This window comes from Amycolatopsis tucumanensis, from assembly GCF_021654135.1.
Lineage (GTDB): Bacteria > Actinomycetota > Actinomycetes > Mycobacteriales > Pseudonocardiaceae > Amycolatopsis_E > Amycolatopsis_E tucumanensis.
The window spans coordinates 1-23,644 of the sequence record NZ_JAKGSD010000063.1; the positions used below are offsets into that span (position 1 = coordinate 1).

Sequence of the window (23,644 nt, forward strand, 5' to 3'; positions counted from 1 at the left end):
CACGAACAAGAAGTAGAACCGACAAGATCAGTTACACCAGCTTCTTGACAGACCCTCAGGCGGGTTCCTCGCCGCTACTTTGGTGCGCTGCCGCACTTAGCGGTTTCGTTGCTGCCGCAATCAGCTTCTCGATGTACTTCAAGTTCAAAGAACGAGAAACCAATCTCTGCAGACCGCAGAGAGCGTCGAGGCCCAATAACCTCGTCTGGTCTTCAGCAATAGTTGATACGACAGCACCCTGCCGCTCTGATCGGATCAAGTCTGCCGTTGCTGCTCGAAGCTCATGCGGCCGTAAGGGTGGCAGTTAACGCACAGGCAGTCGCAATCTTCGGGTTCAGGCACACCGACGGGTCGGACGGGGCGGCCAATCTTCATTCCCACAGTGCGTCGTGGGATCGGCCTTGGAAGAGGCAGCCACGGCGTACCGGGTGCGCGCCACCAACGGCTGAGTCCTTCAAGTGTGTACACGAGTCCGACGAGCGGACCGCAGGGATCAGTCGGCTCGTACCACATCGGCACGTCGTCCCGGTGCGGCGTTGTGCGGACCTCACCACTCGAAGGGTCTACCCACCCAAGGTGACCTCGGTTCAAGATCGTGACGAAGTTGGGCCACAGTTCGTGAGGGTTTCGCCCGGCCCAGTCACGAATCCGCTCAGCAATGAGACTCAAGCGCAGATCACTGTGGTAGGCGAAAACGCCACCACTGATCGGCACATACGGAAACTCACGATCCCCGATGATCACCTGGAACGTGCCTTCGACATCACACCGCGCAGCGCGTTTGAGCTGGGCGAGGTGATCCAGGGAGGCAACCAGGCTCTTCGAATCCAAGGTGCTCTTGACCTCGATGGCTGCGTGCACGCTGCGTGGGACGATCAGTGCTCTGCCGTTTCGCAGGACGCGATGCGGCGGCACCTATGAATCTGCGAACACAATGTCGTGCTGTTTGTGCGACGTACCATCCAAGTTCTGGACGGTTGCGCGCTGGATGATCGGGTAGCCACGAAAACGAGCCTGCAGCAGTTCCAACAGTGCTGCTTCCCGCTCTGACCGTGTGTCGTCTGGGTGAAGGTTTGCGCTGAGGTGGTACTCGTGGTCAAGCCGGACCACTTCTTCCAGCAAGGCGCGCCAGTCGCCTAGCGCTTCCAGCTCCTCTGACGACAGGTCGGTTTCCTGCTCCATGGCTCCCTCGGCTCCGCTCGAACTCACCGTACCGGCGCACTAGAGCCAAGGATCGACCGCAGGACGGCTCGCCGCGAGATAGTCGTCCCCGTTCCAGCGGTAGTTGCTGACCTGGACCGGCTGGCCGAAGGTCGGGGCGTGCACCATCTTGTCGGCGCCGATGTACAAGCCGACGTGGTGGACGTTGCCGGGTGTTCCGTAGAAGACCAGGTCGCCGGGGAGCAGCGGTTGGCCGGCGGGCACCAGTGGACCGGCGTTGTACTGGGTTTGCGCGGTGCGGGGCAGGTTGATGCCGGCGGCGTTGTAGGCGGCTTTGGTGAGGCCGGAGCAGTCGAAGCCGGCGTGTCCGCCGGCTGGTCCGTTGCCACCCCAGACGTAGGGCAGGCCGAGTTGGCCGCAGGCGAAGTTGATCGCCATGATCGCGGCCGGGTTGGGTGCCTGGATCTTGTTGCAGTCGCCGGTTCCGACGGTGGCGGTGCCGTAGCGTTTTGCTTGTGCCAGAACGCCGTTGACGTACTCCTCGGAGTGGTTGTAGGCGAACAGTGCCTTGCGGATGTCTTTCTGTGCTCCGGAATCGCACAGGTAGAACGCGGCGGCGTAGATGGCGTCGTGTGGGTTGTAGCGTGACGGTGGGTTGGCGCCTCCGGGCGGGATCGTGTGGCGTGTGATGACGCCGTCGAAGGTCGGTTTCAGGAACTGCATGGGGCCGCCGGCTCCCATGTGGTTCTCGCCTTCCTTGATGCCGTCGCCGGAGCCGCGGCCGTGTTTGGATTCGGCGTCGCCGATGGCGGCGAGGATTGTCCAGTCCAGCCCTGGGCACACGGTGGCTGCGGCTCGGTAGAGCGACAGGTAGTCGTTGGGGATCTCGGCGATCGCGGCCTGGCTCGGCTCGGTGCCACCGGTGCCGAACAGGGCACTGACGATGGCTTTGCCGACACCTCCGATGAGGATGGGGATGGCGATGATGGCCGCGACAGCGGCAACGGCGATCTTCATGGGTCACCTCCGGAAGCGGCTGGTGGGGAGCGGTGGTGGAAGTGGGTCCGGTGCGGCCAGTTCCGTGGACGCCTGCTGGGCCTTGGCCGCGGTCGAGGACGGCGCCGTGGTGGGCGGGTCTGTGTGGGGCCAGAGCTGGGCGAGTTCGGCGAGCCGCAGCCGGCCCGGCCGTCGTGACGCCGGGCCGGTAATCGGCAGCCACCGGGCGACGGCGGGGTCGTTCTCGCTGGCCACACCCGCGACATCTGCAGCGCTGGTGGCTACAGGCACGAGCGCGGGCCGGTCCAACTGGGACAGTGCGTCGGCGAGCGCCCTGCGCGCGGTGGTTTCGCGGCGGTTGGTGGGCAGCCACACCAGGACGGGTGTGGTGATTCCTGTTGCGGTGGCGAGCTTTTCGTAGCCGTGCAGCTTGCGGCCGAGCTTGCCGAGGTCCTCGGTGCCGAAGTCGAATTCGAGGAAGAACTCGATTTGGTGGCCGTCTTCGCGCCAGCGGCCGTAGGCGTCGGGGCGGACCATGTCGCCGAAGAGCCGGCCGCAGCGCAGTTCGGACCACCACGCGGTCAGGCGTCCGCGGGCACCGGGCTCCCGGCTCAGTGCGACGAGGCTCGTGAAGAAGCCGTTGACGCCCACGGTGTGCGCGAGTCGCAGGGAGTGGGCGATGCCGATGGCGTCTTCGTGGCGATAGCCGAGTTGTTTGGGGTCGAGACCGTCCTCGTAGGCGAGCGCCACGGAGCCGGCGATGTCGAGCACGTAGTGCATCGGGGCGGTGCCGGAGCTGACGAACGGCTGGAAGCGGTCGACGACGCGCCACTTGAACAGGTCGAGCAGGCGGTGGTTGGCCGCGCGCATGGTCGGGTAGCAGAGCTCGACGATCTGCTGGGTGGTGAAGACCTTGTGTTCGTTCAGCATCCGGGCCAGCCACCGGTCCCGGAGGGTGAGCCGCCCGGCGAGCTGGGCATGGTGCTCCCCGGTGGTGGCCGCCCGTGGTGTGGGGCGCTGGGGCATGTGCCCGCGCAATGCCCTCTGAGGCGTGGGATTCGAGATCATGGGTAGGCACCTCCCAGGCGTTGGCCGGAATGGGGAAGGCGAAGGGCAACGCATGCGGGCATCACCGGAGCGGACGTGCGCAGTCAGTGAGCCCGCATGCGTTGCGGGAAAACGGGATTCGGCGAGTCAGGCCGCGCGGCGCGGGTCCACAGTGGGCTGATCCGCGTGGCGCGTTGCGGCGTCGGCGTCGGTGACGGGCGGGCGCGTGTTGACCCTGGCAGCTTTGCGGATCGCCTTGGCGCGTCCGGGAATCGCGGGCGGAAGCTTCTCGGTCACCGCGGTGAACGGCGGTGCTTCCTCGCCACCCAGGACGAGCCGGGCGGCGACGTGGTAAACGCCGAGGTTGGACAGGTCGTGATCAGAAAGCCGCGGCATGGTGTGCCGCGAGAGTCGTTTCGCGTCCTCGGGGCTGGCGTTGAAGAAGATCTTGCTGCGGGCGTTGGTGCTGATGCCCTCTTCGAGCTCCTTCGGTAGCTGCCCGAGGTACTGGTGCGCCAACGCCATGGAGAGCCGGTAACCACGGGCTTCGGCGAGCATGTCCTCCAACGGATAGGCCAAGTTCAAGAAGTTGTGGCACTCGTCCACGTACAGCCCACAGTCGCGGCGTTGACGCTGCGGGACGCGGGCCCGGCGGGTGGCCGCTTGCCAAGTGCGGGCCACGACGATGGAGCCGACCAATCGCGCGGTTTCCATCCCCAGCGCGTCGCGAGCGATGCGCACCAGGCAGATCCCGCCGGTGTTGAGCACCTCGTCCATGTCCATAGTGGACGTTCCACCGGCGATGGCGGCGCGGACGAACGGGCGCAGCAGGAAGCCGCGGATTTTGTTCATCAGCGGCGCGATCACTTGTGCGCGGCTGGCTTCGGACAGGTCGTCGTACCAGGACCAGAAGCCCTTGAGGACCTCGTCGTCGATCTGGTCGCAGGCTCGTTGCCGGAACGCCGGCACGGTGAGCAGCTTGGGCAGGTCGACCAGGGTCGGCGTGCCGGGCATCGCGGTCAGCGTGAGCAGCCCGGCGCGGAGGATGTCGTCAGTGCGCGGCCCCCACGAGGAGGCGTAGATCCGGGAGAAGATGCTGACGAGGTTGTCGACCGCGCGGGCCTTGTCAGCTCCCTCCAACGGGTTGAGCACCGGCGGGCGGGCTCGGGAGTCGGCGTCGAACAGCACGACTTTCTCGCCCAGTTCCTCGGGCAGGCGCATGAGGATGTCGCTGACCAGGTCGCCCTTCGGGTCGACCACGACGACACCGCGGCCGGCCTCGGCGTCGGCCAGGATCATCCGGGCCATCAGCTCGGACTTGCCTGAGCCGGTGGCGCCGAGGATGTGCAGGTGGTGGCGGGCGTCGGCGACGTGCAGGCCGACCGGGCGAGAGTGCCCGGAGTCCGACAGCCCCAGGGGCTTGATCTGCTCGCCGATCGTGGCGATGCCCGGCGGGGGCGGCACAGCTTTCGCGCCGGCCCGCTGCAGGCCGGGTGTGGACTCGTCGATCGGCAGGTGCGCGATCGCGGCCAGCTCCGGGATCGACAGCAGGTCGCCCTTGCCCAGGCGGCGTTCGGCCAACACGGCAACCGGGTCGCGGCGGATCCGAACCCGGCGGTAGTAGTTGTGCTCGGAGTAGGCGGCGAACGCCGAGGCGATCGCGTGCCCGCGGCCCCGCAGCACCTCCCGCACCGCCTGGACCTCGCCCGAGGTGACGTCCTCGGGCACGGTGGTGGCCACGGCGTAGCGGATGCGGGTCTCGAACTGGTTCGCCCGCAGCTTCTCCACGACCGCGCGGTCCTGGGCGGCGTACTCCAGGCTGGTCTGCCGATCCAGGCCCGGTGTCCGCGTGCTGGTCGACCGCTTCGGGGTCTTGCCCGGCGTGATGGCGTCGAGCAGCCGGCCGACCAGGTGGACCGACCCGCCCGCGTGCACCCGCCGCGCCGCGCGCCGGGCTTTGGTCACCCGGTGGCCGGCGACGGGGCGGGCGAGGATCTGCACGCAAGCCCGCTCGTGCGGGCCGAGCCCGACCGGCGCGCCGAGCATCGCCCGGATCGGGTCGGCCGGGTGCTCGGTGCGGATCGGCAGCGCCTCCGAGCGGGCCAACCGCAGTTCACCGCCGGCCGCTTCGACGCGCCGGCCCGCTGCCGCCGTGGTCGGGATCGGCGGCTTGGCGAGGGTGGTGCGGGTGTGCGCGCCGGGCCAGGCGGCCTCGATCGCGCGCTCGACCATGCCGGGCGGCACCAGGCCGGGCACCCACAGGCGGATCTGCACACCGTCGTCGGTGAACGTCAGCTCGAAGGCCAGGTGCGGCTGCCCGCCGAAGCGGCGCAGCCAACCGGGACGCAGCAAGCCGACGAGGTTGGACCACACGGTGATCGCGCCCGTGGGGTCGACCGTCGGTGGCGCGAGCACGGTGACCAGGCGGGCATCGGTGGCCAGGCGCTGGTGGTAGCGGCGGCGCCACCGGCGCCGCGCGACGACCGCGGCGGTGACGACGACCGCGAGCACCGGCCCGACGATCGGGCCCCACGTGAGGGCAAGGTCGCGCAGGTGCGCCAGCACGTTCTCGAAGGCGCCGAGCGGGTCACGCAGGTAGTCGCCGACCGGTGACGCGAGCCCGTCCGCGGCCTGCTCGACCCGCGGAGGGACGAGGGCGGACAGGGGTGTGGCAGTGGTTGGCCAGGACATCGGGAACCTCCCCACGCAAAGCGGTCGACGGGACGGGCGCGAGCTGCGGTCACGCAGCGCGTGGCTGGTCGGCCTGCGTCGTGCTGGCCTCGGCCGTGGGCTGCTGGCTCTGGTCGGGACGGGTGTTGTCGACGACGAGCCGCAGGTGCCGGCGGCCTCGGCGGGCGGCGCGGTCGGCGTCGACCTCGGCTTGCCACTCGGAGAACCGGCGCCCGGCCAGCCGCTTGAGATAGGTGGGAATGCGGTTGGCCGGCACACCGACCAGCCGCGGGCCCAGGACCGCGAGCAGGTCGCTGGCTTCCTGCGAGGCCCAGCCCGCCTCGGCGATCGCGGACTCGTCGGGAAACACATCCGCGACCCGATCGACGGCAGGATTCAGCGCGACATCCTGTGTCCCGCCATACGAGTAGACCCACAGGAAATTCGGCGGCGGGTCAGGCTCGACCAGCGTCCGGAACCGGGACACCTCTTTGGTGTAGGCGTAGAAATTCGTGTCAGGTCGAACCCGGCAAATATCCAGCCATGCCTGAAGATAGGAGTCGGAAAAGAAATCACCGCTGTCGTGAATTCTGATCCACGCGCCGCAGAACTTGGCCGCGCCGAGTTCGGCGACCATCGCGGCCTGCCAGCCGGCCAGATCGTCGAGGACGTACATCAGGTTCGCCTGGTGCTTGGCGCGGACGACCGGCCAGGTGTAGGTGCCGTGCCGCGCGTAGCACGCCTGAGCGCAGATTCCAGCGCTGAGACAGGTGTTATAGGTACGACCATCGGGCAGTCGCCCGGCCCAGGCCGGCAGCGACCAGTTCCACACGCCGATCTGACGCATCTCGCTGTTTTGCGTCAGCAGCCGAGCGGGCCGGCGAACAGTGGCGGAAATGGGCAATGACGTAGACATGGGATCCCCTAGGTGCGATTCGATGTGAACGGATTAGCGCTTGCGAGCGAGGCGGTCAGGCGGCGTCGAGTTCGATCTGCGACGCGTCGCCGTCGTCGAACGAGTCCGCAATTCCTGCGGTATCGTCCGCGCCGAGTTCGACGAAGGAGTTCTCGATTCCCGACGAGGCGTCGGAATACCCGGCGATTTCCGCGGGGTTGGACGTGACCAACTCGTGCTCGACCGGCGAGGCGATGGACTGGAACGCCACCCGCTGCGTCCCGGTGCTGAGCAGACCTTGGCCGCGGTCGGCGGAGAGCAGGAACTGGCGCTCGCCGAGCGAGAGGTCGAAGGTGCGGGTGATCTCGTCGATCGCCTGGGAGGCTTGCCGCAGCAGGATCTGCGTGGCTGCGTTCGCGACGACGGCTTTGCCGAGGTCCGAACCCAGCACGTCCGCGGTGTCCTGGGTGGCGACCGTGAGGCCGGCCCACTGCTTGCGGCTCGCCTTGGCCATCCGGAACAAGAACTCGGCACCGGCGGGCTCCTTCATCAGCAACCACGCCTCATCGACCACGACCAGCCTGGGCTTGCGGATGGCCGGGTTGGAGACCTGCCGCCACACCGCATCCAGGGTGAGCAGCGTGCCGATGGGCTTGAGTTCGTCGGCGAGATCGCGGAGCGAGAACACCACCAGGTGCCCTTCGGGGCGTGTCGAGGTCGGGCCGGAGAACAGGCCGGAGAACGCGCCGGTGACGTACGGGTGCAGCCGCGCCGCGAGCTCCACCCCGGCGGGATCTCCGGCGTCGGCAAGGACCTCGGCGAGGTCGGCCAGCAGCGGAGCCGGGCGGGTCCAGGTCCGCGGATCCGAGGTGATCCCGGCGCGCTGATAGGTCGCGGTGATCGCCCGGTCCAGCGCCGCCCGTTCGGTCGCTTCGAGCTCAGCGCCGAGCAGTACCGCGATCACGGTGTGCAGGAACAGACTGCGTCGGATGAGCGCGTCGCGCGGCGCGGTGCGCCGGCCGTCCGGGCGGGTGTGGATCGGCAGGTCCATCGGGTTGAGCCGGACCTGCTCGGCGCCGAGGTGCACGTACGTCCCGCCGACCGCGGCGGCCAGCCGGGCGTATTCGTCCTCGGGGTCGATGACGTGGATCTCGATCCCGCGGTACAGCGACCGCAGCAACTCCAGCTTCACCAGGTAGCTCTTGCCCGCGCCGGAGCGGCCGAGGATCACGCTGTTGTGGTTGTCCAGAGCGAACCGGTCGTGATGCACGAGGCCCTGGCTGCCGACGTTGAAGCCGTAGAGCACACCGCTGGGTGCACCGACCGAGGTCGGGTCCGGAGGCGGCAGGTCGGGCGAGGTGAACGGGAACGCCGCGGACAGCGCACTGGTGTCGAACGTCCTGCGCATGCCGACCAGATCGAGGCCCATGGGCAGGCTGGTGATCCAGCCCTGCAGGCTGCGGTACGTGGTCGGTTTGCAGTCCAGCAGCAGCGACGCCGCCAGCGACCGGATCGCCGCGACCTCATCGCCGAGGGCTTCCTCGGTGGGGGCGTGCACGGTCAGGTACAGCCCGAGCCGGTAGAGCTTGCCTTCGCCGCGAGCGACTCGGGCGGACAGGTCGTAGGCGTCCTCGGTGGCGGCTTCGACGTGCGGGTCGATCAACCGTCCTTTCTCGCTCGTGTGCCGCCTGCCGGACTCCAGTTTCGACAGCTGCTTCTTGAGCCTGTTCGCGGCGGTGACCGGGTCGATCGGCTCGATGTGCAGCGAGACGTCGACCCGTCCGGGGTAGGTCAGCAGCGGCTGCAACCAACCGGGGTGGACCTCGCGCGGGTAGCCGACGACGGCGAAGCTGGCGACCCATTCGCCGCCGACTTCCAGCGCGCGGGGGCGCACGGAGATGGCGTCCGGGGTGAACGCGCTGGCCCGCCCGAGCGGCGGCTGCATGGCCTGGGCCTTCCGGCCGTGGCGCTTGGCTGTGGTCTTCATCGGCGGTACCTCCCCGCGGAGTTGGCGTAGTCGTCGGGGTCCTCGGCGGTGTCGTCGAAGCCGTCGTCAGGGCCGTCGTCCCAGGCGTCCTCGGCCTCGCCGAACTCGCCGTCGGCAGGGAACGCTGCGCGGCCGAACGCACCTGCGTCCCAGCCCTCGTCTGGGGCGGTGGTGATGACTTCGTCCGAGCCGGCGAGACCGGAGTTCGGCGGGATCACGCTGTCGGGGTTGCAGGCTGCGGCGAGCACCGCGGTGGCCTGTCCGGCGTCCAGCGGGGTGACCACGATCCCCGACGGGGAGAGCAGCTCGACCGCCTCGCCGAGCCGGCGGACCAGCCGGGCTTCGGCCGCGCGCCGGGTGGCGTCGTCGACCAAGGCGGCCTGCTTGGCGGCCCGGCGTTTCGCCGTCAACGCGGCCAGCGGTGAGGCGCCGCCGAGCCCGTCGGCTGGCCCCGTGGTCAGCAGCGGCTCACGCAGGATCAGCAGCACCTGACGGCGCAACAGATCGGTGGCGCGGCCGAGCTGGTCGAGGTACTCGGCGTGCTCGCGCGCCGCCCGTTCCAGCGCCGGGTGCGGCAGACCGCCGGCCTGGTCGCGGAGCTCGGCGATCTGCCCGGATAGGTCCAGCCGTTCCGCCCGCACCAGCACCTGCACCGGTGCCGTCAAGCTGTGCAGGTAGCGCCCGAAGGAGGCGACGAGGGACTCCTGCTCGGCCGGAGTGCGCAGCCCGAAGTTGATCGTGGAGCAGACCGCGACCACGGCGACGCCGTCCTTGCCGAGGTCGATGACACCGGTGTCGGTGACCGCTTCGGCGGGTAGCCGCAGCGCGGCCGGCGAGACCGTCGATGCCGCGGCATCCGCGCCGCCCGCGCTGTCCTTCCGCTTGGCGCGGCCCGTGCTGCTGGTGTTCGCGACCTGGCTGCCCAGCCACTCGGGGACGGGCCGGATGCCTTCCGGCGCGGCCACCCGGTGCTGCGGGCTCAACCGCTGCCGCAGCGCGGCCAGCACCAACCGGTCGAGGGGAATGCCGTCGCGCTGCCCGAGCGCGAGGAACGCGGCGGTCACCCCGATCGGGATGGCGACGATGAGGAACGCCACCAGCGGCACGAACTCGCGGGTGAGCGTGTACGCCCCGTACAGCACGATCCCGGTGACGGCGAGGATGAGCAGCTGCCGCGCGGTCAGCGGACCGATGACGCGGTCCTCGCGATCGACGTCGGCGGGAATCCTTACCGGCTGACTCATTTCCCTTCACCTCCTGGGGCGGGTTTCGGTGCGCGGAACACCGGCGGCGGAACCGATTGGGTACGCCGGTAGGCGTCCCCGATGCGCGGCTTGGGCTGGGCTTGCCGGAACACCGGCGCGGCAGGAGCGGACGCCGACCTGGGTGGCGACGACGGCTCCGGCGCGGGTGGCGTGGCGGGCCGGAACTGCAACTGCGGGGGCACCGACGCGGTGCGGATCGGGCGGGCCGGCGGTGGGGTGGCGCCGCGTCGACGTGGCCCTCCAGCGGCTTGGAACTGCGGCGCCGATCCGGGCCGAGGTCCCCGCCGCGGCGGTGAGATCGGCGTGGCGGGCGTGGGTGCGGAACTGAACTCAGGAGGCATGGCTGGTCCCTGGTTCGCCGGGGTGACGGCGGGGTCGTGAGTGGTGTCTTGAGGTGAGGGCTGCAGGAACTGCGGCGCCTGCGACGGCAGCCGCGACCGGCGGGCCGCGCGGGCGCGCTCGGCGTCATGGGCCGCCTTGAGCCGCTTGTTGACCATCTCCGGGGTGGGCGCGAGGCGTGGCTGCGCGGGCCACGGCGGGTCCGCCGACCCACCGCCACCGCGGCCCCCACCGCCGCCACCGCCCCCGCCGCTCTTCGCACCGACGGCGCCGCCGACCTTGCCGAGCGCGCCGGTCTTCCCGGCGACCATGCCGAAGGTCTTCGCCGCGATGTAGGCGCGGGCCAGACCGCCGAGGAACGAGCGGCCGTTGCTGACCTTGACCGCCTTCAACAGCCAGAACGGGATCTTGAACAGGATGAAGAACAGGGCGATCGCGGCGACCAGCGTGCCGAGCGCGGACAGCGTCGAGCCGAACAGATTCACGCCGCCGGACAGGAACGTACGTACCGCGGTGATCAGCACCAGGGCCTGAGCGACCTGGATCGCCAGCGTCGCGGTGATCGCCTTCCACCACCAGCGAGCCAGCGGGTCGGTGTGTGGCAGCGCGTGGAACATCAGGAACAGGGGGCCAGAGATGATCAAGACGAGGGTGATGACGATCCGGACCACGTAGACGACCAGCAGGCCCAGGCCGACCACGACGAGCACCAGGCCGACCAGGATGATGAACAGTCCGCCGGTCTGGATGCCGGCGACGGCGTCCTTGAGGGTGTTGCCCAGTGAGGGCGCGTTGACTCCGTCGCCGAGGATGCCCAGGGTCAGGCCGTTGGCCAGTCGGATGAGCTTGTCGGTGAAGAACAGCGACAGCGCCGAGGCGATGAACGCGATCGGGATCCTCGGCCCGATCTCCTTGATCGAGTAGCGCGCCTGGACGCTCTCGTGGCCCATCACGAGGATGCCGCCGAGGAGGATGAGCAGGCCGTAGGCGGCGACCACGAGCTCCCAGGAGTTGTTCCACAACTCGCCGATGCCGGGCAGGTCGCTGATCGTCGGCGTGGACAGCGCGGTGTGCCCGATCAGCTCCAGGATCGGCGAGAGCGCGGCGTCGACGATGCTGCGGAACGCGCCGTTGATGGCCTCGGTGATGCAGGCCCCGATGTCCGTGATCCCACAGTCCGAGTCGCCCTCGCCGCTGCCCGTGCCCGGCTGCTGCGGACCAGTGCTCGGTGGTGGCGTGGTCGGCTGCGGGATGCAGTCCTCACCCGTGCACGGCTGGCTCGGCGTCGTGGTCGGCGTGGACGAGGTGCAGCCGACCTGGCCGGGGAAGCTGCATGTCGTCGGCGCGGGCACCCCGGTCGGGAGTGGCAGCGGCGCGGTGGGCAGCGGCTTGGTAGTGGTCGGCGCGGGCAGTTGGCAGACCGGCAGCGGCGAACCCGGCGTGCACGGATCCACCGTCGGGATCGGCAACGGTGGTTGCGGCGGGGGCTGCTGCGGCGCAGTGGGCGAGGCCCACGCGCTGACCGCGAGGACGCCGACCAGGAGCACGACGATGCTCAGCGCCAGCATCCAGCCCGCGCGCCAGCGCCGCGGCCGACCAGCCGGCGGCCGGTCGGCGCTGGCGTCGGAGACCGGGGAGAGCATCGCTCGGTCCCCGTCGATTCGTCCGGCGGCAGCGGTCGCGACCGGGCCGCCGGACCGGCGGTACGGGCGAACCGTGGGCGGGGTGCTGACGGCCATCGGTCAGGCCCCCACGATCCCTTTGAGGATCTCCACGACCAGCGGCGCGAGCGCCGCAAGGCCGTAGCCCCACCCGGCGGACTTGAACGCGGTCTTGGCCTTCTCGACCTCGCCGGGGTCGCCGCCGCCCATCACGTAGCGGACGCCGCCGATGGACAGGAACACCGTGGCCAGACCGGCCAAGATGCCCATGATCCAGTTGCGGACGTTGTTCAGGACCGTGGTCACCGAGTCCGCGAGGGCGACGACCATCGTGTCGGCGTGCGCCGCCGACGCCGACGCCAACAGCGCGAGGATCGCCAGCTCGACGATCAGCACCACGTGCGACCAGCGGCGGGGGCGGACCGGGGTCCAGTCCTCCGGCGTAATGATCGGAGCACTGGTCGACTCGCTGCCGGTGACATGGTCCGGCGTGCTCGACGCTGGGGCCTCGGCTGGCGGCTGCGGATTGCCGTCGAGGCGGGCGCTGCGCGGTCCGCTCGCGGCGGGGAAGAATCGATCGATCAGGCGCATTGGGGCACCTCCGAAGGTCGGGCTGAGCGCGGGTGTGTCCCGCAGCCCTGAACTCCGGATTTCGCGTCCGTTTTGGACACGCGACCCTGAACTTTCTGCCCCGATTCCGCGTCAGCGACGGACACGGACAGTGACGACAGCGGCAAGTCGCGGACCGGCGAGACCGGGCGCGCGAGGGCCAACGCGGTGGCTACCTGGTCGGTCAGCGGGTCGGTCGGATCGGTCTCGGCGGCACCGTCGCGCAGGTACGCGGCGAGCCGGAGCTCGGCGCGTTTGCGCGTCTTGTAGACCGCCCACTCGCCGGTCTGGTGCGCCGCAGCCCAGTCCGCGACGGACACCTCTTCCAACCGGGTCGCCCCGATGAGTGCGGCCTCGGTCTGGGTCAGGACTCCGTCCGCGACCGCGCGAGCGAGGACTAGATCCGGGTGTCCCCACGGCGTGTGTGGCGGGGTGGATCGGAAGCCCGGCGCGACTGGAGTCGGACCCGCCAGCGCCTCGGCGAGCGCGTCGTAGCCGGACCGGTAGGCGGCCCACCGCAGTCGCAGCATGATCCGCGGCGGACGCAGATCGATGGTCGACAACGCGGTCAGGAAGCCGCGCAACACCTCGGCGTGAACATCGGCCGGATCGCCGGCGAACCGATCGGACAGGGTGGCCGCGACCGAGGTCAGCGCGGGCAGTGCGACCCCGACCGCGGCGACCGTCCAGGTCGCTCCTTCAGTACGGGAGCGCAGCACCAGATGCGCCCACACCGCGTCCCGCGTCGCCTGCGGGCACCGGCGCGCCAGCAGCCGGTCGCGGACCTCGTCCAGCGGGATGTGCCGGTCGGGCAGGCCGGGGAAGAGCCGGCCGTTCAGCGACACCGGGTGCGGCCCGGTCACCAGCCAGGTAAACGTGTCCCGCGCGATATCCAACGAGTTCGGGACAGCCTCGTCGCCACGGCGACGAAAAACGGATTGTGCTGCCATGTCGTGACTCCCACGGCGTCGATGCGAACAACAACGCCGTCAGGAAGCCACGACCGATACCACGGAAATACCACGCCATTACTAGGCGCCAACTAGCAAACCGTTCCGGGGCTACTAGCGAACTACTATTTCGCCTCGCGAACGCGTCGATCCAAGATCAAAAATGGGCTTGGTCAACTACGATCGTTGATCAACTCTAGTAGCCGTTGAGCTGGGGTTATAGTCGCTCGCTAGTACGGCGCTAGTAGTCACGAAGGGCTCCGATGCGGACCAGCGGCGAGATCCACATCGCACCGCCGGAAAGATCTTGAAAAATCTGGCCGCGACTGGTCCAGGAAGCGGTTCGCGGCGGCGCGGGATGACCGGACAAGCGGTTCCTCAGTCACGGCTTTGGCAGAACTGTCCGAATCGCGTCGAGTCGCGCTTAGCCCGAGTGGGCGGTGCAAAGAAATTTGGCGGGACGTGTCCAAAACGGGGTCGAAATACGGAGTTAAGGGGCGTCAGAACGCACGGCACCCATCCGTCGGAGGAGACCCGCGATGACCCCGACACACGGCCACGACTCACCGGGAGACGGCTCCCAGGAGCACAGCCCGACCGACCCCCCGACCGTCCCGATCCCGCTACCGCACAGGCGGCGAACACCGCGCCTGCGCACCCTGCGCCTCAACCTGCGCCACCGGCGTCCCGCTCGGCCGAGCACCGTCTGGCCGTGCGCGCAAGACGACCTCCGCGAGGGCACCGGACTGCTCGCCAACTGGCTGCTGACCGCGGTCATCAAGCTCGTCACCACCTACACCCAGCCCGGCCAGCGGGTGCTCCTGCTCGACCCCGCGCCCTACCTCGCCCCACCCTCGTCGTGGTCGCCAACCGGGGGCCGCAACCAGTCCCGGCCCGGCCCGTACGCCGGACTACACGAAGCGGGCTGGACGGTGGTCCGACTCGGCCGCGGCGTCCAAACCCAGACCGCAGTCGCGCACCCCGACCCGGTAGACGAACACTCCGCTGACGCGTCGGTCGAGTCCGAGTCCGGACCCCGACCGCGCACCGACAGTCCGACCACCGACCAGCCCGCCGGGCCGTCGACACACCGCCGTCCCGGACCGGACTCGACCGCGACCGGCGCGGGTCCGGACCGCTACGACCTCGTCATCACCGCGGCCGACCCGCGCACCCTCGACTGGTTCCGTCCGGCCGACTGGGCCGGTCTGCTCACCCCGACCGGCACCCTCGCCGTCATCACTCACAGTGACCGGTCCCGTGATCGGCTCACCGACCCCGCCGGCTCGTTGGTGCGCGCCGCGCAGCACGCCGGACTGCACTACCTCGATCGCATCGCCCTGCTGCGCGTCCCCGTCCGCGACGGCGCCCTCGCGGTCGCGACCCCGGCCCCGCACCCCCGACCGCAGGGGCCAGCGCGCCCGCTCGCGACGCCCGCTCGGCACACCCAGGTGCATGACGACCTCTTGGTGTTCACCCGCCAGCCGGCCCTGACCGACGCCGCCGACGGGGAGGAGACCTCCGATGACTGACCGCCCCACGTCGCCTTGGCCGCTCCCCCTGCCGCCGGGGGAGGAGCCGCCGATGCCGCCGCTGTCGGTCTGGCCCACCGGCCAGCGCGACCCGCTCGCGCAGCTGCGCGACGCCGGCTGTGTGTCCGGCACCGAGACCGACATCGACCGGATTCCGCCCGCCGTCGCCGCCCACGCGATCGCCACCTACACCCGTCCCGGCGACCTCGTTCTCGACCCGGACTGCGGCGCCGGCACCGTCCTCGTTGAGGCACTGCGCGCCGGCCGTCACGCGCTCGGACTCACCTCCCGCACCCGGTGGTGGACGCTCGCTCGCGCCAACGTCACCGCCGCTAAGACCGCGGGCGCGTGGCGCGACGGCTCGGTCCTCGACGCCCGACCGAAGGTGCTCGCGACCGTCCGGGCCGCCGGGTTGATCGGGCGAGTCGGACTCGTCCTGACCACCCTGCGCACCGCGCCGGACCGCGCGAACGGTCCGGACCGCGACCCGGTCGAGTCCGCCCTCGCCGACCTCGCCACGACACTGCTCTACTGCGAGCCGCTGCTGCGCTCCGGCGGACACGTCGCCATCGTGACGCGACCCCTGCGGAACCCGGACGGCGCGCTGGTCGACCTGACCACCCCGCTCATCGCCGCCGCGACCTCGGCCGGGCTGTCCCCGGTCGAGCGGTGCATCGCACTAACCGCCGGACTGCGCGGCAACCGACTGGTCACCCGCGCCTCACTGGCCGAGCGCCGCGCCGCCGCCCGAACCCGCGCCGCCGGTACGCTGGCCGCGCTCACCGCGCACCACGAGGTGCTCGTCTTCCAACTCGCCCACGACGCCGAACTCGCCGCCGCCGCGGCAGCCGGCACCCCGTGGCCGACCGAGGACGAGGTCATCCGGCCCGCCGTCAACGGCGCCGAGTACCCCGGCTGGAGGCGAGCGGCATGACCACCCGCCTGTACTGCCGCGAGTGCGGCTGGCACCCCGAGTTCCGCCGCAAGCGCACCGCGCTTCGCGCCGCCGCATACCACCATTGCACCGGCACACCGGTGGCCGAGACCCGTCCACCATGGTGGGCCCACCTGTGGACAAACCTGTGGACAAGTCAGTCGGGTGCAACCGCCGTCGACCCCGAAGCACGAGCGGATGACCAGTCCGATGACGACGTATTGGTCGATGCCCGCGGCAACCGAATCCAGTGGGCCCCACTCGCCGCGCACCACGCCGAGACCACCCGCCGCGCCCGTCAGGCGATGGTCGAACTCGTCCGCGCCGGCTACCAAATCGGGCCGCCGCCCTACGGCTACCGAGCCCTGCGCATCCGGGTCACCGACCCCAGCGGACACAGCAAACTACGCGCGGTCCTCGTCCCGGACTGGCAGACCGCCGCCGTCGTCAAACAGATCTTCACCTGGCGCGCCGACCACGGCATGACGTTCGCCGTCATCGCCGCACGACTCAACAGCGACCCCCACCAGTACCCCGCCCCTGTGCCCAACGGGCGCTGGACCGCCAAGGGGGTCCGGCGGGTTGTCACCAACGTCAAGTACACCGGGCGCCAGGTCTGGGCTCGCACCGTCGCCGGCCGCCCGGCGCCCATCGAGCAATGGGTCACCTCGGCGCCGAAGGTGCACGAGCCACTCGTCGACGAGCGCACCTTCCACCGCGCCCAGCCCGGCGCTGCTGAAGGTCCGTCCGGCGCGGCGGACTCGGCCGACTCCCCGCCGAGCGCGGCATGACCTCCCGTCGGTGGACCCTCGCCGTCGCCTTACGCCGACTCAGCGTTCTCATCTATCTGCACGCGAACCCAGTCGGTGGTCACCGACCAAAACAGTGCCTTGTCCCACCGCCCGAGGATGCCCGCCCACACACCGGTGATCCCGTACTTCTCCACGTCCGGGGCACGGCTGGGCAACTCGTCCATCCGCAACGCGCGCAGCGCACTCCACCGACTCTGCCGGGCCCAGAAGAAGACCTGCCGATCAGCCTTGCCGGGTACTTGGAGCTTTCGCCAGTTGTCCGGCTTGTCCGCCAGGCATTGCTCGATCGCTTCCGGCAGATCGTTGGGGCCATGGCACACCTGCCCGTGAGCCAGAGACATGAAGATCTCCGGCGGACGCAGGCCCTTCACGTCGAACGCGGTTGCCGAGACCACCCTCAACCGCGCCAGGCCGTGAAACGGGCACGACGGATCATCACAGAGGCCCTGGACACGAGAAGACCAACGACTCATCTCCGACTCGCCCCGGCGCTCCATCTCCACGAGTTGGTCTTCGATCCGGTCAGCCAGCCCGCGGAACTCGGTGTTCCGCTCGTCAGTCCGAAGTTGTTCGGCATGTCGACCATCACCAGCCAGGTCCTGGTCAACCGAGACGAGGGCCTCGATGTCGTTGCGCGGCTGGCACGCCTCAACACGACCTCCGCGCCTTCATCAGCCAGGCTGGTTACCTCCAGCGCGCCGTCCTTGCCGATGTTGAAGTCGTACCTGGAGCCGCGACCACCACCTTCGTCCCAAGGGGTTACCGGCACGCCGCGCACCGACTCCACCAGCCGTCGAGCTTCTTCCTCGCCCTCCTTGGACATCGCACGCTTCGTCATGGCCACCATGCTGGCATCCAGCCAGCCGCGCACGCACACCACTTCCTCATCTTCGGAGTCCCCGGCGGACTGTCTGCGCTTCGCGCTCAGCTGGTATCGGCTGATTCGAACCACGTTGGTTCGGCAGGACTGTTTGCGGACAGCGTGTCCCCCGCAGGTATTGGGGAGGGCCGCGTGATGGCCGTCGCCGCATTCGCCGCCGCGGGCTCACTGCTCGCCGCGGGACTCCGTGGTGTCCGGTTCGACGAGCGAGACATCGCGTGGCGTGTCGATTCCGAACAGCTCGTTGGGCGTGCACCGCAGCGTCGTGCACAGCGCCTGCAAGGTCGCCACTTTCACCTGGACCGGCTGCTTCTTGATCAGCACGTCAACCGACTGGAGGGACAGTTCGAACCCGGCGCGTTGGATGAGGAGTTCGCGCAGCTGGGTCGCCGTCCAGACGTCGCGGGAGGCCATGACTTTCCGCAGCCGCCACTCGATCTGCACCCGCTGCCGTCCCGTCCCCGTCGCTCCGAGGCGCTTCGCGCCGTCGCCAACCGACGCTCAGTGTCCCCGATGGCGACCGAAGCCGGCCGCCGCACGTTCGGCGTGTTCAGCAGACACACACCCATGCACAGATGACACTTGAGATACACAGGCTGCACTAGATCTATTCAGGTGTTACCTTAGTTGAATGGCGCACCTGTCCCCGGTTCAACAGAGAGGAGGTGCTTCGGCACCCATCACGTTCATCGCCATGCCGACGCGCCGCCGTTCGCGGTCAGCGCCGGTAGCGATCTTCTGGACTCGCGTCGACCGCCCACCTCGTGCTGACGAGGTGACCCAGCACCAGTTCGGCAAGGCACACAGTCCTACCGAACGGCAAGAGTCCAACACGGCCACGAGCGCCGGCCCCACACAGACGCATGCGGGGAGTAGAGGCCCGTTGGTCGTGACAGCTTTGGCGGTCCCAGCTCATTCAACGCACGTCATGGTGCGTGCCCGCATCGCCGCGAAACCCGCTTCGCGCGGATCGGCGACCGCAGGTGTCGGCAGCTGGGAGTGCCCGCTGTGTCGACGGTTCCTGTCGCCGACCAGCAGCCCTGTGAACCTCCGCCAGCCGCGGGCTTCACGGGCACGAAGGGGGCGCTCATGTGCGCTCAACCTCGCAACCCCGATCAGGCCGACAACAACTGCGCCGACGTTCCTGCTCCGGCCGACCAGGAGCAGCAGGGAAGCCCCGTCAACGCGCCGAGCAGGCAACCCCGACGGCGCGTTGGCGCGAGCAGAGCTGTGCGCAACGTGGTGGTGCGCGGTGTCCGCCGCGATCCCCCCGACATGCGCAAGCTCGCGCGGGTGGTCGCCAGCCTCGCGGCAGACCTGGCGCAGGCCGAAGCCAGCGAGCAAACACTGCCCGCCGAGCCAGGCACCTCAGACGCCAGCCACCCCGATCACCGCCGCGACGCGGCATGACGTCGCGCGTTCGCGTTCGCGCAACGAACCCAGCGGATCGAAGCCACTCGCCAATGACTCGAAAGGAAGGTTCACCACAATGCCGCCTGCCACTTGCGATCCCCGCAGCCGTCGGGCCGCACACCCACGGACTCGACGGCTGGTACGCGTCGGCCTCTACCCGCGGTGGCCCACGCTCCGCGAAAGCGATCACCTGCAGACCTACGTCGCGGCCCAACCCGGTTGGCACATCGCTCTCCGCAGCAGCGACTACGCATCAGGCGGCACGCTGAAGCGTCCTGGGCTGCAACGGGTATTGGCGGCAGCCCGATCCGGAGTCATCGACGTGCTCGTCGTCAACCACCTGTACAGCCTTTCCCGCAAGACGCAGCACCTCGCCTTCGTGCTCAACGAGCTGACGTCCCGAGGCGTGCGGGTCGTCTCGGCCGCTGATCCCGCCCTCGACACGGAGACCGCGCACGGCCTCTTCCTCGTACGCGTGGTGAGTGCCGTCGCGGAGATCGAGCAGACCGGCGCACTCGCAGATCGTCGCGACCGTCGTCGCCACGACCAGCAATCCGCCGACGAGTCACCGCTCGCCGGGTAACTGCAAATCCCGCCGGGGCCCACTGCGCCGACCAGCACATCCCCATCCAGACCGACTCGTAACGAGGTGTCATGACCACCGACTACGCCAACTCGGACAACGAACTCCAGCCGTCGGATGCCCCTGCGCCCACCACCCGCGCGGTGATCTACACGCGCGTGGCCTCGCTCGGACGGGCCGAGACCGACCACAGCGTCACGGCCCAGCGTGCGGCATGTCTGCGCAAGGCCAGGGAACTGGGCGTCTGGCTCATCGACGAGTACGTCGACCCAAACGCTCGACTCTGGCGACGGCCGAAACGCCAGCTGTTCCGACGCATGCTCGCGCGGTTCCGCAGCCGTCGAGAAACAGCAACCCGGCCATGAATTCGCCGCTCGCCGGGAGCGCGCGATCCAGCCGCCAGGACCCACTCGCCGGTTGCACGGTCCTCCGTCCAGGCCGCCCTCAGAAGGAGGTGTCATGACCAGCGCCTATGCCGACTTCATCGATGAACTGCAGCAGGACGTCACCATCCCCATCCAGCCGCCGATGGACGACCTTGCCCCCGGCACTCGCGCAGTGATCTACCTGCGCGTGTCCTCGACCGGGCAAGTCCGGACCGACTACAACCCGGAAGGCATCTCCATTCCGGCCCAACGGGAAGCGTGCTTGCGCAAGGCGCGGGACCTGGGCGTCACGGTCATCGACGAGTACGTCGAGCCCGGACGCTCAGCCATGGAGATGACTAAGCGCGAAGCATTCCAACAGATGCTCGCGCGGGTGCGCAGCCAGGGCGACGTTGACGTCATCATCATCTACCAGCTCTCGCGCATGGCGCGGAACCGCTACGACGACGCGATCGTCATGGCAGACCTGCGCAAGCGCGGCGTCACCCTGGTCTCGGCCACCGAGGCCATCGACGACACCCCGGTCGGCCAGCTGATGCACGGCATCCTGGCCACGTTCAACGAGTACCAATCCCGCCAGTCCGGTGCCGACATCGCCTACAAGATGGGCCAGAAGGCCCGCAACGGCGGCACGCTCGGCCGCGCGAAGCTCGGCTACCTCAACCACATCGACCACTCCGACGGCCGCGTGATCCGCACGATCATCGTCGACCCCGAACGAGCGCCCTTTGTCCAGCTGGGTTTCGAGCTCTTCGCCACCGGCGACTACACGCAAGAAGAGCTGGCTGACGAGCTCTACGACCGCGGCCTCCGCACCAGGGCCACCCGGCGACACCCAGCCAAGAAGGTCTCCGAGAACAAGATTTCGCAAATGCTGCGCGATCGCTACTACCTCGGATACGTCGAGTACGACGGCGAAGAAATCCAGGGGCGACACGAGCCCCTCATCGACGAGGACCTCTTCGACACCGTCCAGGAGATCCTCGAATCGCGCATGACGGCACAAGAACGCCGTCGCGTCCACCACCACTACCTCAAGGGATCGCTGTTCTGTGGACGCTGCCAACGCGACGGCATCAAGCGGCGGATGATCATCCAACGGACCATCAACTCGAAGGGTGCCGAGTACCTGTACTTTTTCTGCCGCGGCCGGCAAAAGGGGCTGTGCCAAGCACCCCACGTCAACGTCACACTCGTCGAGGACGCGGTTGAGCGCCACTACTCCGCGATTCGCTTCAGCCAGCCGTTCATCGCTGACATGCGCGACCAGATCGATGCCGTGCTCGGCGAGCAGGAAAAGTCCGCACGCCTGCTGCGCAAGCAAATCACCACACAGCTCAAGGAACTCGACACGAAGGAGGAGAACTTGATCGACCTCGCCGCCGACAGCACGCTGCCTCGGACCAAGGTCAAGGAGAAGCTGCGCGACATCGCCCGCGAGCGCCGCCGGCTGGAGGAGCGCCTCGACACAGCCAACGCCGACCTCACCGACAGCGCCCAGCTCGTCAACGCCAGCCTTGCCCTCCTCGAACAGCCCGACCAGCTGTACCGACGCTGCAACGACCAACAGCGCCGCCTCCTCAACCAGGCGATCTTCCACGCCCTCTACATCGAGGACGACAAGATCACAGACGGTGAGCTCCGTGAACCCTTCGGCGAACTCCACGCCATCCAAGGTCAGCGGACCGCCGCATCCAACGCGGAGGACACAAACAAAAGGACCACCCGCAACGCGGGTGGTCCTTGCACGCCGTCAAGCGTCACGGTCCTACTTCGTGGCCTTCATTCAGGCACTTGTTCTAGTAAGACCCCTAGGGTGGAGCTGAGGGGAATCGAACCCCTGACCTTCTCGATGCGAACGAGACGCGCTACCAACTGCGCTACAGCCCCTTACTGGACTTCCCGAAGGAAGCTCCAGAAGCATAGCAAGTGCCCGGAGGCGGTCGGCGAGGGGGTCTACTCTCCGACCGCGCGCCGGAACGGGAGCTGGTCCGGGTCGTCCAGGTCGTGGAACGCGGGGTCTTCGTCCTCGAGGTCGACGACCACCGCGCGGCCGCGGAGGCGCGACGCGGGCGAGGGGCGGCGCTCGACGCCGGGCACCTCGCGCGGCGGCTCGACGACGTCGAACTCCTCGGCGGGGCGCTCGCGGCGGGCGGGGCGCGCCGCGGGGCGGGAGCCGAGCCGGGCCATGCGGCGCTGGCGGATCTCGGCCTCGATGCGCACCTGTCGGCGCAGGTAGGCGAGGTAGCCCACCAGGACGAGGTCGACCGCGCCGTGCAGCCACCACAGCGACGAGGTCAGGAACCCGGCTCCGGCGGCCGTGACGACCGCGAGCAGGAACAGGCAGAGGACGACCCGCTGGCGGAACGCGTACTTGGCGCGCGCGGCGATCTCCGCGGCCTCCGGGTCGAACCCGCCGCGACCGGGGCGGTAGCGGCGGTCGGACACCGGCTCGTACCGGCGCGCCGGCTCCTCTTCGTACTCTTCGACGTCGTCGTAGTCGACGCGGTCGTCGGCCTCAGCGACCTGCTGGGTGGTTTCGGACATCGCGAACTCCTCCTCCACGTCGTCTGCGCCGCCGCCACTGCGGACCACGCGGGCGGCCAGTTCGGCGTCGGCCGTCTGCGTGACCGCCTGGCGCTTGCGGGCGACCATGGGCACGAGCACGACGAGCCAGGCCGCGGCCAAGGCGACGATGATCAGCGAGCTGGGCAATCCCCTCTCACCTCCCCCGTTCACTGCTACATGTCGTCACGCTAGTCACAGGAGTAACAGATGGGACGGAGCCACGCCGCTCGGAAGCAGAAAAAGGGTCACGCCATCCGGTGAAAAACTCGCCGTTAGGTAACGGACCCGGTCACAGGTATTCGGCGCGTCCGGCGGCGACCAGGCGCGCCACCAGCCCCGGTCCGCTCTCCTCGACCGTCATCGCGTAGCAGTAGTGGTCCCGCCAGTCGCCGGCCACGTCCAGGTACCGCTTGAACAGGCCTTCCTGCCGGAACCCCGCCTTGGTCAGCACTTTGATGCTCGCGGTGTTCTCCGGCCGCACGGTCGCCTCGATGCGGTGCAGGCCGGCGGAGCTGAACGCGTGGTCCACGACGAGCGCGACTGCCGCCGTGGCGACCCCGCCCTTCACCACGGAGGAGGACACCCAGTAGCCGACCCACGCCGAGCGCAGTGAGGCCCGGATCACGTTACCGACAGTGATCTGACCGGCGAACTCACCGTCCAGGGTGATCGTGTACGGCAGGCACTGGCCACGCCGGGCGAGCGACCGCAGCGCCGTCCACTGCGCGGGCCACGACCAGTAGCTGTTCCGGTCGCGCCACGGCCCCGGCCCGGTCGGCTCCCACGGCTCGAGGTGCTCCTGGTCGCGCAGCCGGATCCGGCTCCAGTCGCCCGCGTCGCGCAGGCGGATCGGCCGCACCGCGACGTCACCGGCCGCCACCCGGATCGGGCCCAGCCGGGCCGGCCACCCTGGGTGGCGGGACTCCAGGTCATACGCTGCTGGCTGCACCGGACAG

Annotated in this window: 22 protein-coding genes, 1 tRNA gene and 1 pseudogene; 8 read left to right on the forward strand and 16 right to left on the reverse strand. The window is 69.2% G+C overall.

Translation table 11 applies throughout. The features are described 5' to 3' along the window. Nucleotides 1–576: 576 nt before the first annotated feature. Complete coding sequence (locus tag L2C96_RS37925) at nt 577–921, forward strand: hypothetical protein (protein ID WP_146240090.1); 345 nt, start codon at nt 577–579, stop codon at nt 919–921. On the opposite strand, the gene L2C96_RS37930 is transcribed toward L2C96_RS37925, so the two are convergent. From L2C96_RS37930 to L2C96_RS37975, 10 genes are all read right to left on the reverse strand, one after another. Next, nucleotides 916–1,182 carry a hypothetical protein gene (locus L2C96_RS37930; RefSeq protein WP_110341494.1) on the reverse strand — a complete coding sequence of 89 codons (267 nt, stop codon included), beginning with the start codon at nt 1,180–1,182 and terminating at the stop codon, nt 916–918. The two genes, L2C96_RS37925 and L2C96_RS37930, sit on opposite strands and share 6 nt — an antisense overlap. A gap of 39 nt (nt 1,183–1,221) precedes the next feature. After that, nucleotides 1,222–2,178, reverse strand: coding sequence for a C40 family peptidase (locus L2C96_RS37935; protein ID WP_110341496.1), 957 nt, complete (start codon nt 2,176–2,178; stop codon nt 1,222–1,224). Nucleotides 2,179–2,181: 3 nt separating this feature from the next. Next, a complete protein-coding gene (locus tag L2C96_RS37940; protein WP_110341498.1) occupies nt 2,182–3,225 on the reverse strand; it encodes a replication-relaxation family protein in 1,044 nt (347 codons plus the stop codon). A 126-nt stretch (nt 3,226–3,351) separates the two neighbouring features. Beyond that, a complete protein-coding gene (locus tag L2C96_RS37945; protein ID WP_110341500.1) occupies nt 3,352–5,895 on the reverse strand; it encodes a DUF8128 domain-containing protein in 2,544 nt (847 codons plus the stop codon). A 49-nt stretch (nt 5,896–5,944) separates the two neighbouring features. Continuing rightward, nucleotides 5,945–6,790: a GP88 family protein gene (locus L2C96_RS37950; protein ID WP_110341502.1), complete on the reverse strand. Its 846-nt coding sequence runs from the start codon at nt 6,788–6,790 to the stop codon at nt 5,945–5,947. Nucleotides 6,791–6,845: 55 nt separating this feature from the next. Then, entirely contained in the window at nt 6,846–8,756 is a 1,911-nt protein-coding gene (locus tag L2C96_RS37955) for a VirB4 family type IV secretion system protein (protein WP_110341504.1), read from the reverse strand. Beyond that, on the reverse strand, nt 8,753–10,000 hold the full coding sequence (locus L2C96_RS37960; protein WP_110341506.1) for a PrgI family protein: 1,248 nt from the start codon (nt 9,998–10,000) through the stop codon (nt 8,753–8,755). The genes L2C96_RS37955 and L2C96_RS37960 overlap by 4 nt, the downstream gene beginning before the upstream one ends. After that, nucleotides 9,997–12,003, reverse strand: a complete 2,007-nt coding sequence (locus tag L2C96_RS37965; RefSeq protein ID WP_236808377.1) for a TrbL/VirB6 family protein — start codon at nt 12,001–12,003, stop codon at nt 9,997–9,999. The genes L2C96_RS37960 and L2C96_RS37965 overlap by 4 nt, the downstream gene beginning before the upstream one ends. 99 nt (nt 12,004–12,102) lie before the next feature. After that, nucleotides 12,103–12,420: a pilin gene (locus L2C96_RS37970; protein WP_110341604.1), complete on the reverse strand. Its 318-nt coding sequence runs from the start codon at nt 12,418–12,420 to the stop codon at nt 12,103–12,105. Nucleotides 12,421–12,602: 182 nt separating this feature from the next. Further along, nucleotides 12,603–13,493, reverse strand: coding sequence for a hypothetical protein (locus L2C96_RS37975; RefSeq protein ID WP_236808379.1), 891 nt, complete (start codon nt 13,491–13,493; stop codon nt 12,603–12,605). A 626-nt stretch (nt 13,494–14,119) separates the two neighbouring features. On the opposite strand from L2C96_RS37975, the gene L2C96_RS37980 reads away from it, so the two are divergent. Genes L2C96_RS37980 through L2C96_RS37990 form a run of 3 tightly spaced genes read left to right on the forward strand, consistent with a single transcriptional unit; the run spans nt 14,120 to nt 16,837 of the window. After that, the gene (locus L2C96_RS37980; protein WP_110341512.1) at nt 14,120–15,112 is read left to right on the forward strand and encodes a hypothetical protein; all 993 of its coding nucleotides are present in this window, start codon (nt 14,120–14,122) and stop codon (nt 15,110–15,112) included. Then, nucleotides 15,105–16,046 (forward strand): DNA methyltransferase, encoded by a 942-nt coding sequence (locus tag L2C96_RS44870; protein WP_110341514.1) that lies wholly within the window; start codon nt 15,105–15,107, stop codon nt 16,044–16,046. The genes L2C96_RS37980 and L2C96_RS44870 overlap by 8 nt, the downstream gene beginning before the upstream one ends. Further along, entirely contained in the window at nt 16,043–16,837 is a 795-nt protein-coding gene (locus L2C96_RS37990) for a recombinase family protein (protein ID WP_110341516.1), read from the forward strand. Before L2C96_RS44870 ends, L2C96_RS37990 begins: the two co-directional genes overlap by 4 nt. Nucleotides 16,838–16,866: 29 nt before the next feature. On the opposite strand, the gene L2C96_RS37995 is transcribed toward L2C96_RS37990, so the two are convergent. From L2C96_RS37995 to L2C96_RS38005, 3 genes are all read right to left on the reverse strand, one after another. Further along, the gene (locus L2C96_RS37995; protein WP_110341518.1) at nt 16,867–17,361 is read right to left on the reverse strand and encodes a hypothetical protein; all 495 of its coding nucleotides are present in this window, start codon (nt 17,359–17,361) and stop codon (nt 16,867–16,869) included. Beyond that, complete coding sequence (locus tag L2C96_RS38000; RefSeq protein WP_146240091.1) at nt 17,328–17,729, reverse strand: hypothetical protein; 402 nt, start codon at nt 17,727–17,729, stop codon at nt 17,328–17,330. The genes L2C96_RS37995 and L2C96_RS38000 overlap by 34 nt, the downstream gene beginning before the upstream one ends. 174 nt (nt 17,730–17,903) lie before the next feature. Further along, a complete protein-coding gene (locus L2C96_RS38005; protein ID WP_110341522.1) occupies nt 17,904–18,182 on the reverse strand; it encodes a helix-turn-helix domain-containing protein in 279 nt (92 codons plus the stop codon). 786 nt (nt 18,183–18,968) lie between these two features. Here L2C96_RS38005 and L2C96_RS38010 point away from each other — a divergent pair. The 4 genes and pseudogenes from L2C96_RS38010 to L2C96_RS38025 form a co-directional block, all read left to right on the forward strand. Then, on the forward strand, nt 18,969–19,148 hold the full coding sequence (locus tag L2C96_RS38010) for a hypothetical protein (RefSeq protein ID WP_110341524.1): 180 nt from the start codon (nt 18,969–18,971) through the stop codon (nt 19,146–19,148). Between the two features lie 79 nt (nt 19,149–19,227). Beyond that, entirely contained in the window at nt 19,228–19,734 is a 507-nt protein-coding gene (locus L2C96_RS38015; protein ID WP_110341526.1) for a recombinase family protein, read from the forward strand. Between the two features lie 71 nt (nt 19,735–19,805). Beyond that, the gene (locus L2C96_RS38020) at nt 19,806–20,099 is read left to right on the forward strand and encodes a recombinase family protein (protein ID WP_110341528.1); all 294 of its coding nucleotides are present in this window, start codon (nt 19,806–19,808) and stop codon (nt 20,097–20,099) included. A gap of 163 nt (nt 20,100–20,262) precedes the next feature. Further along, nucleotides 20,263–21,054: pseudogene (locus tag L2C96_RS38025) on the forward strand (recombinase family protein); the annotation flags it as partial. A gap of 883 nt (nt 21,055–21,937) precedes the next feature. Here the strand turns inward: L2C96_RS38025 and L2C96_RS38030 are convergent. From L2C96_RS38030 to L2C96_RS38040, 3 genes are all read right to left on the reverse strand, one after another. Next, nucleotides 21,938–22,010 (reverse strand) — tRNA-Ala (locus L2C96_RS38030). 66 nt (nt 22,011–22,076) lie between these two features. Further along, on the reverse strand, nt 22,077–22,835 hold the full coding sequence (gene sepX, locus L2C96_RS38035) for a divisome protein SepX/GlpR (protein WP_020421601.1): 759 nt from the start codon (nt 22,833–22,835) through the stop codon (nt 22,077–22,079). A 142-nt stretch (nt 22,836–22,977) separates the two neighbouring features. Beyond that, entirely contained in the window at nt 22,978–23,637 is a 660-nt protein-coding gene (locus L2C96_RS38040) for a GNAT family N-acetyltransferase (RefSeq protein WP_027936383.1), read from the reverse strand. Nucleotides 23,638–23,644 lie beyond the last annotated feature (7 nt).

Excerpts from the sequence above, each read along its gene's own strand:
- L2C96_RS37930 (WP_110341494.1), bottom strand. The coding sequence starts at position 1,182 with ATGGAGCAGGAAACCGACCTGTCGTCAGAGGAGCTGGAAGCGCTAGGC.
- L2C96_RS37940 (WP_110341498.1), bottom strand. The coding sequence starts at position 3,225 with ATGATCTCGAATCCCACGCCTCAGAGGGCATTGCGCGGGCACATGCCC.
- L2C96_RS37965 (WP_236808377.1), bottom strand. The coding sequence starts at position 12,003 with ATGCTCTCCCCGGTCTCCGACGCCAGCGCCGACCGGCCGCCGGCTGGT.
- L2C96_RS37980 (WP_110341512.1), top strand. The coding sequence starts at position 14,120 with ATGACCCCGACACACGGCCACGACTCACCGGGAGACGGCTCCCAGGAG.
- L2C96_RS37935 (WP_110341496.1), bottom strand. The coding sequence starts at position 2,178 with ATGAAGATCGCCGTTGCCGCTGTCGCGGCCATCATCGCCATCCCCATC.
- L2C96_RS37990 (WP_110341516.1), top strand. The coding sequence starts at position 16,043 with ATGACCACCCGCCTGTACTGCCGCGAGTGCGGCTGGCACCCCGAGTTC.
- L2C96_RS37960 (WP_110341506.1), bottom strand. The coding sequence starts at position 10,000 with ATGAGTCAGCCGGTAAGGATTCCCGCCGACGTCGATCGCGAGGACCGC.
- L2C96_RS37950 (WP_110341502.1), bottom strand. The coding sequence starts at position 6,790 with ATGTCTACGTCATTGCCCATTTCCGCCACTGTTCGCCGGCCCGCTCGG.
- L2C96_RS44870 (WP_110341514.1), top strand. The coding sequence starts at position 15,105 with ATGACTGACCGCCCCACGTCGCCTTGGCCGCTCCCCCTGCCGCCGGGG.
- L2C96_RS38020 (WP_110341528.1), top strand. The coding sequence starts at position 19,806 with ATGACCACCGACTACGCCAACTCGGACAACGAACTCCAGCCGTCGGAT.
- L2C96_RS37945 (WP_110341500.1), bottom strand. The coding sequence starts at position 5,895 with ATGTCCTGGCCAACCACTGCCACACCCCTGTCCGCCCTCGTCCCTCCG.
- L2C96_RS37955 (WP_110341504.1), bottom strand. The coding sequence starts at position 8,756 with ATGAAGACCACAGCCAAGCGCCACGGCCGGAAGGCCCAGGCCATGCAG.
- L2C96_RS38015 (WP_110341526.1), top strand. The coding sequence starts at position 19,228 with ATGCCGCCTGCCACTTGCGATCCCCGCAGCCGTCGGGCCGCACACCCA.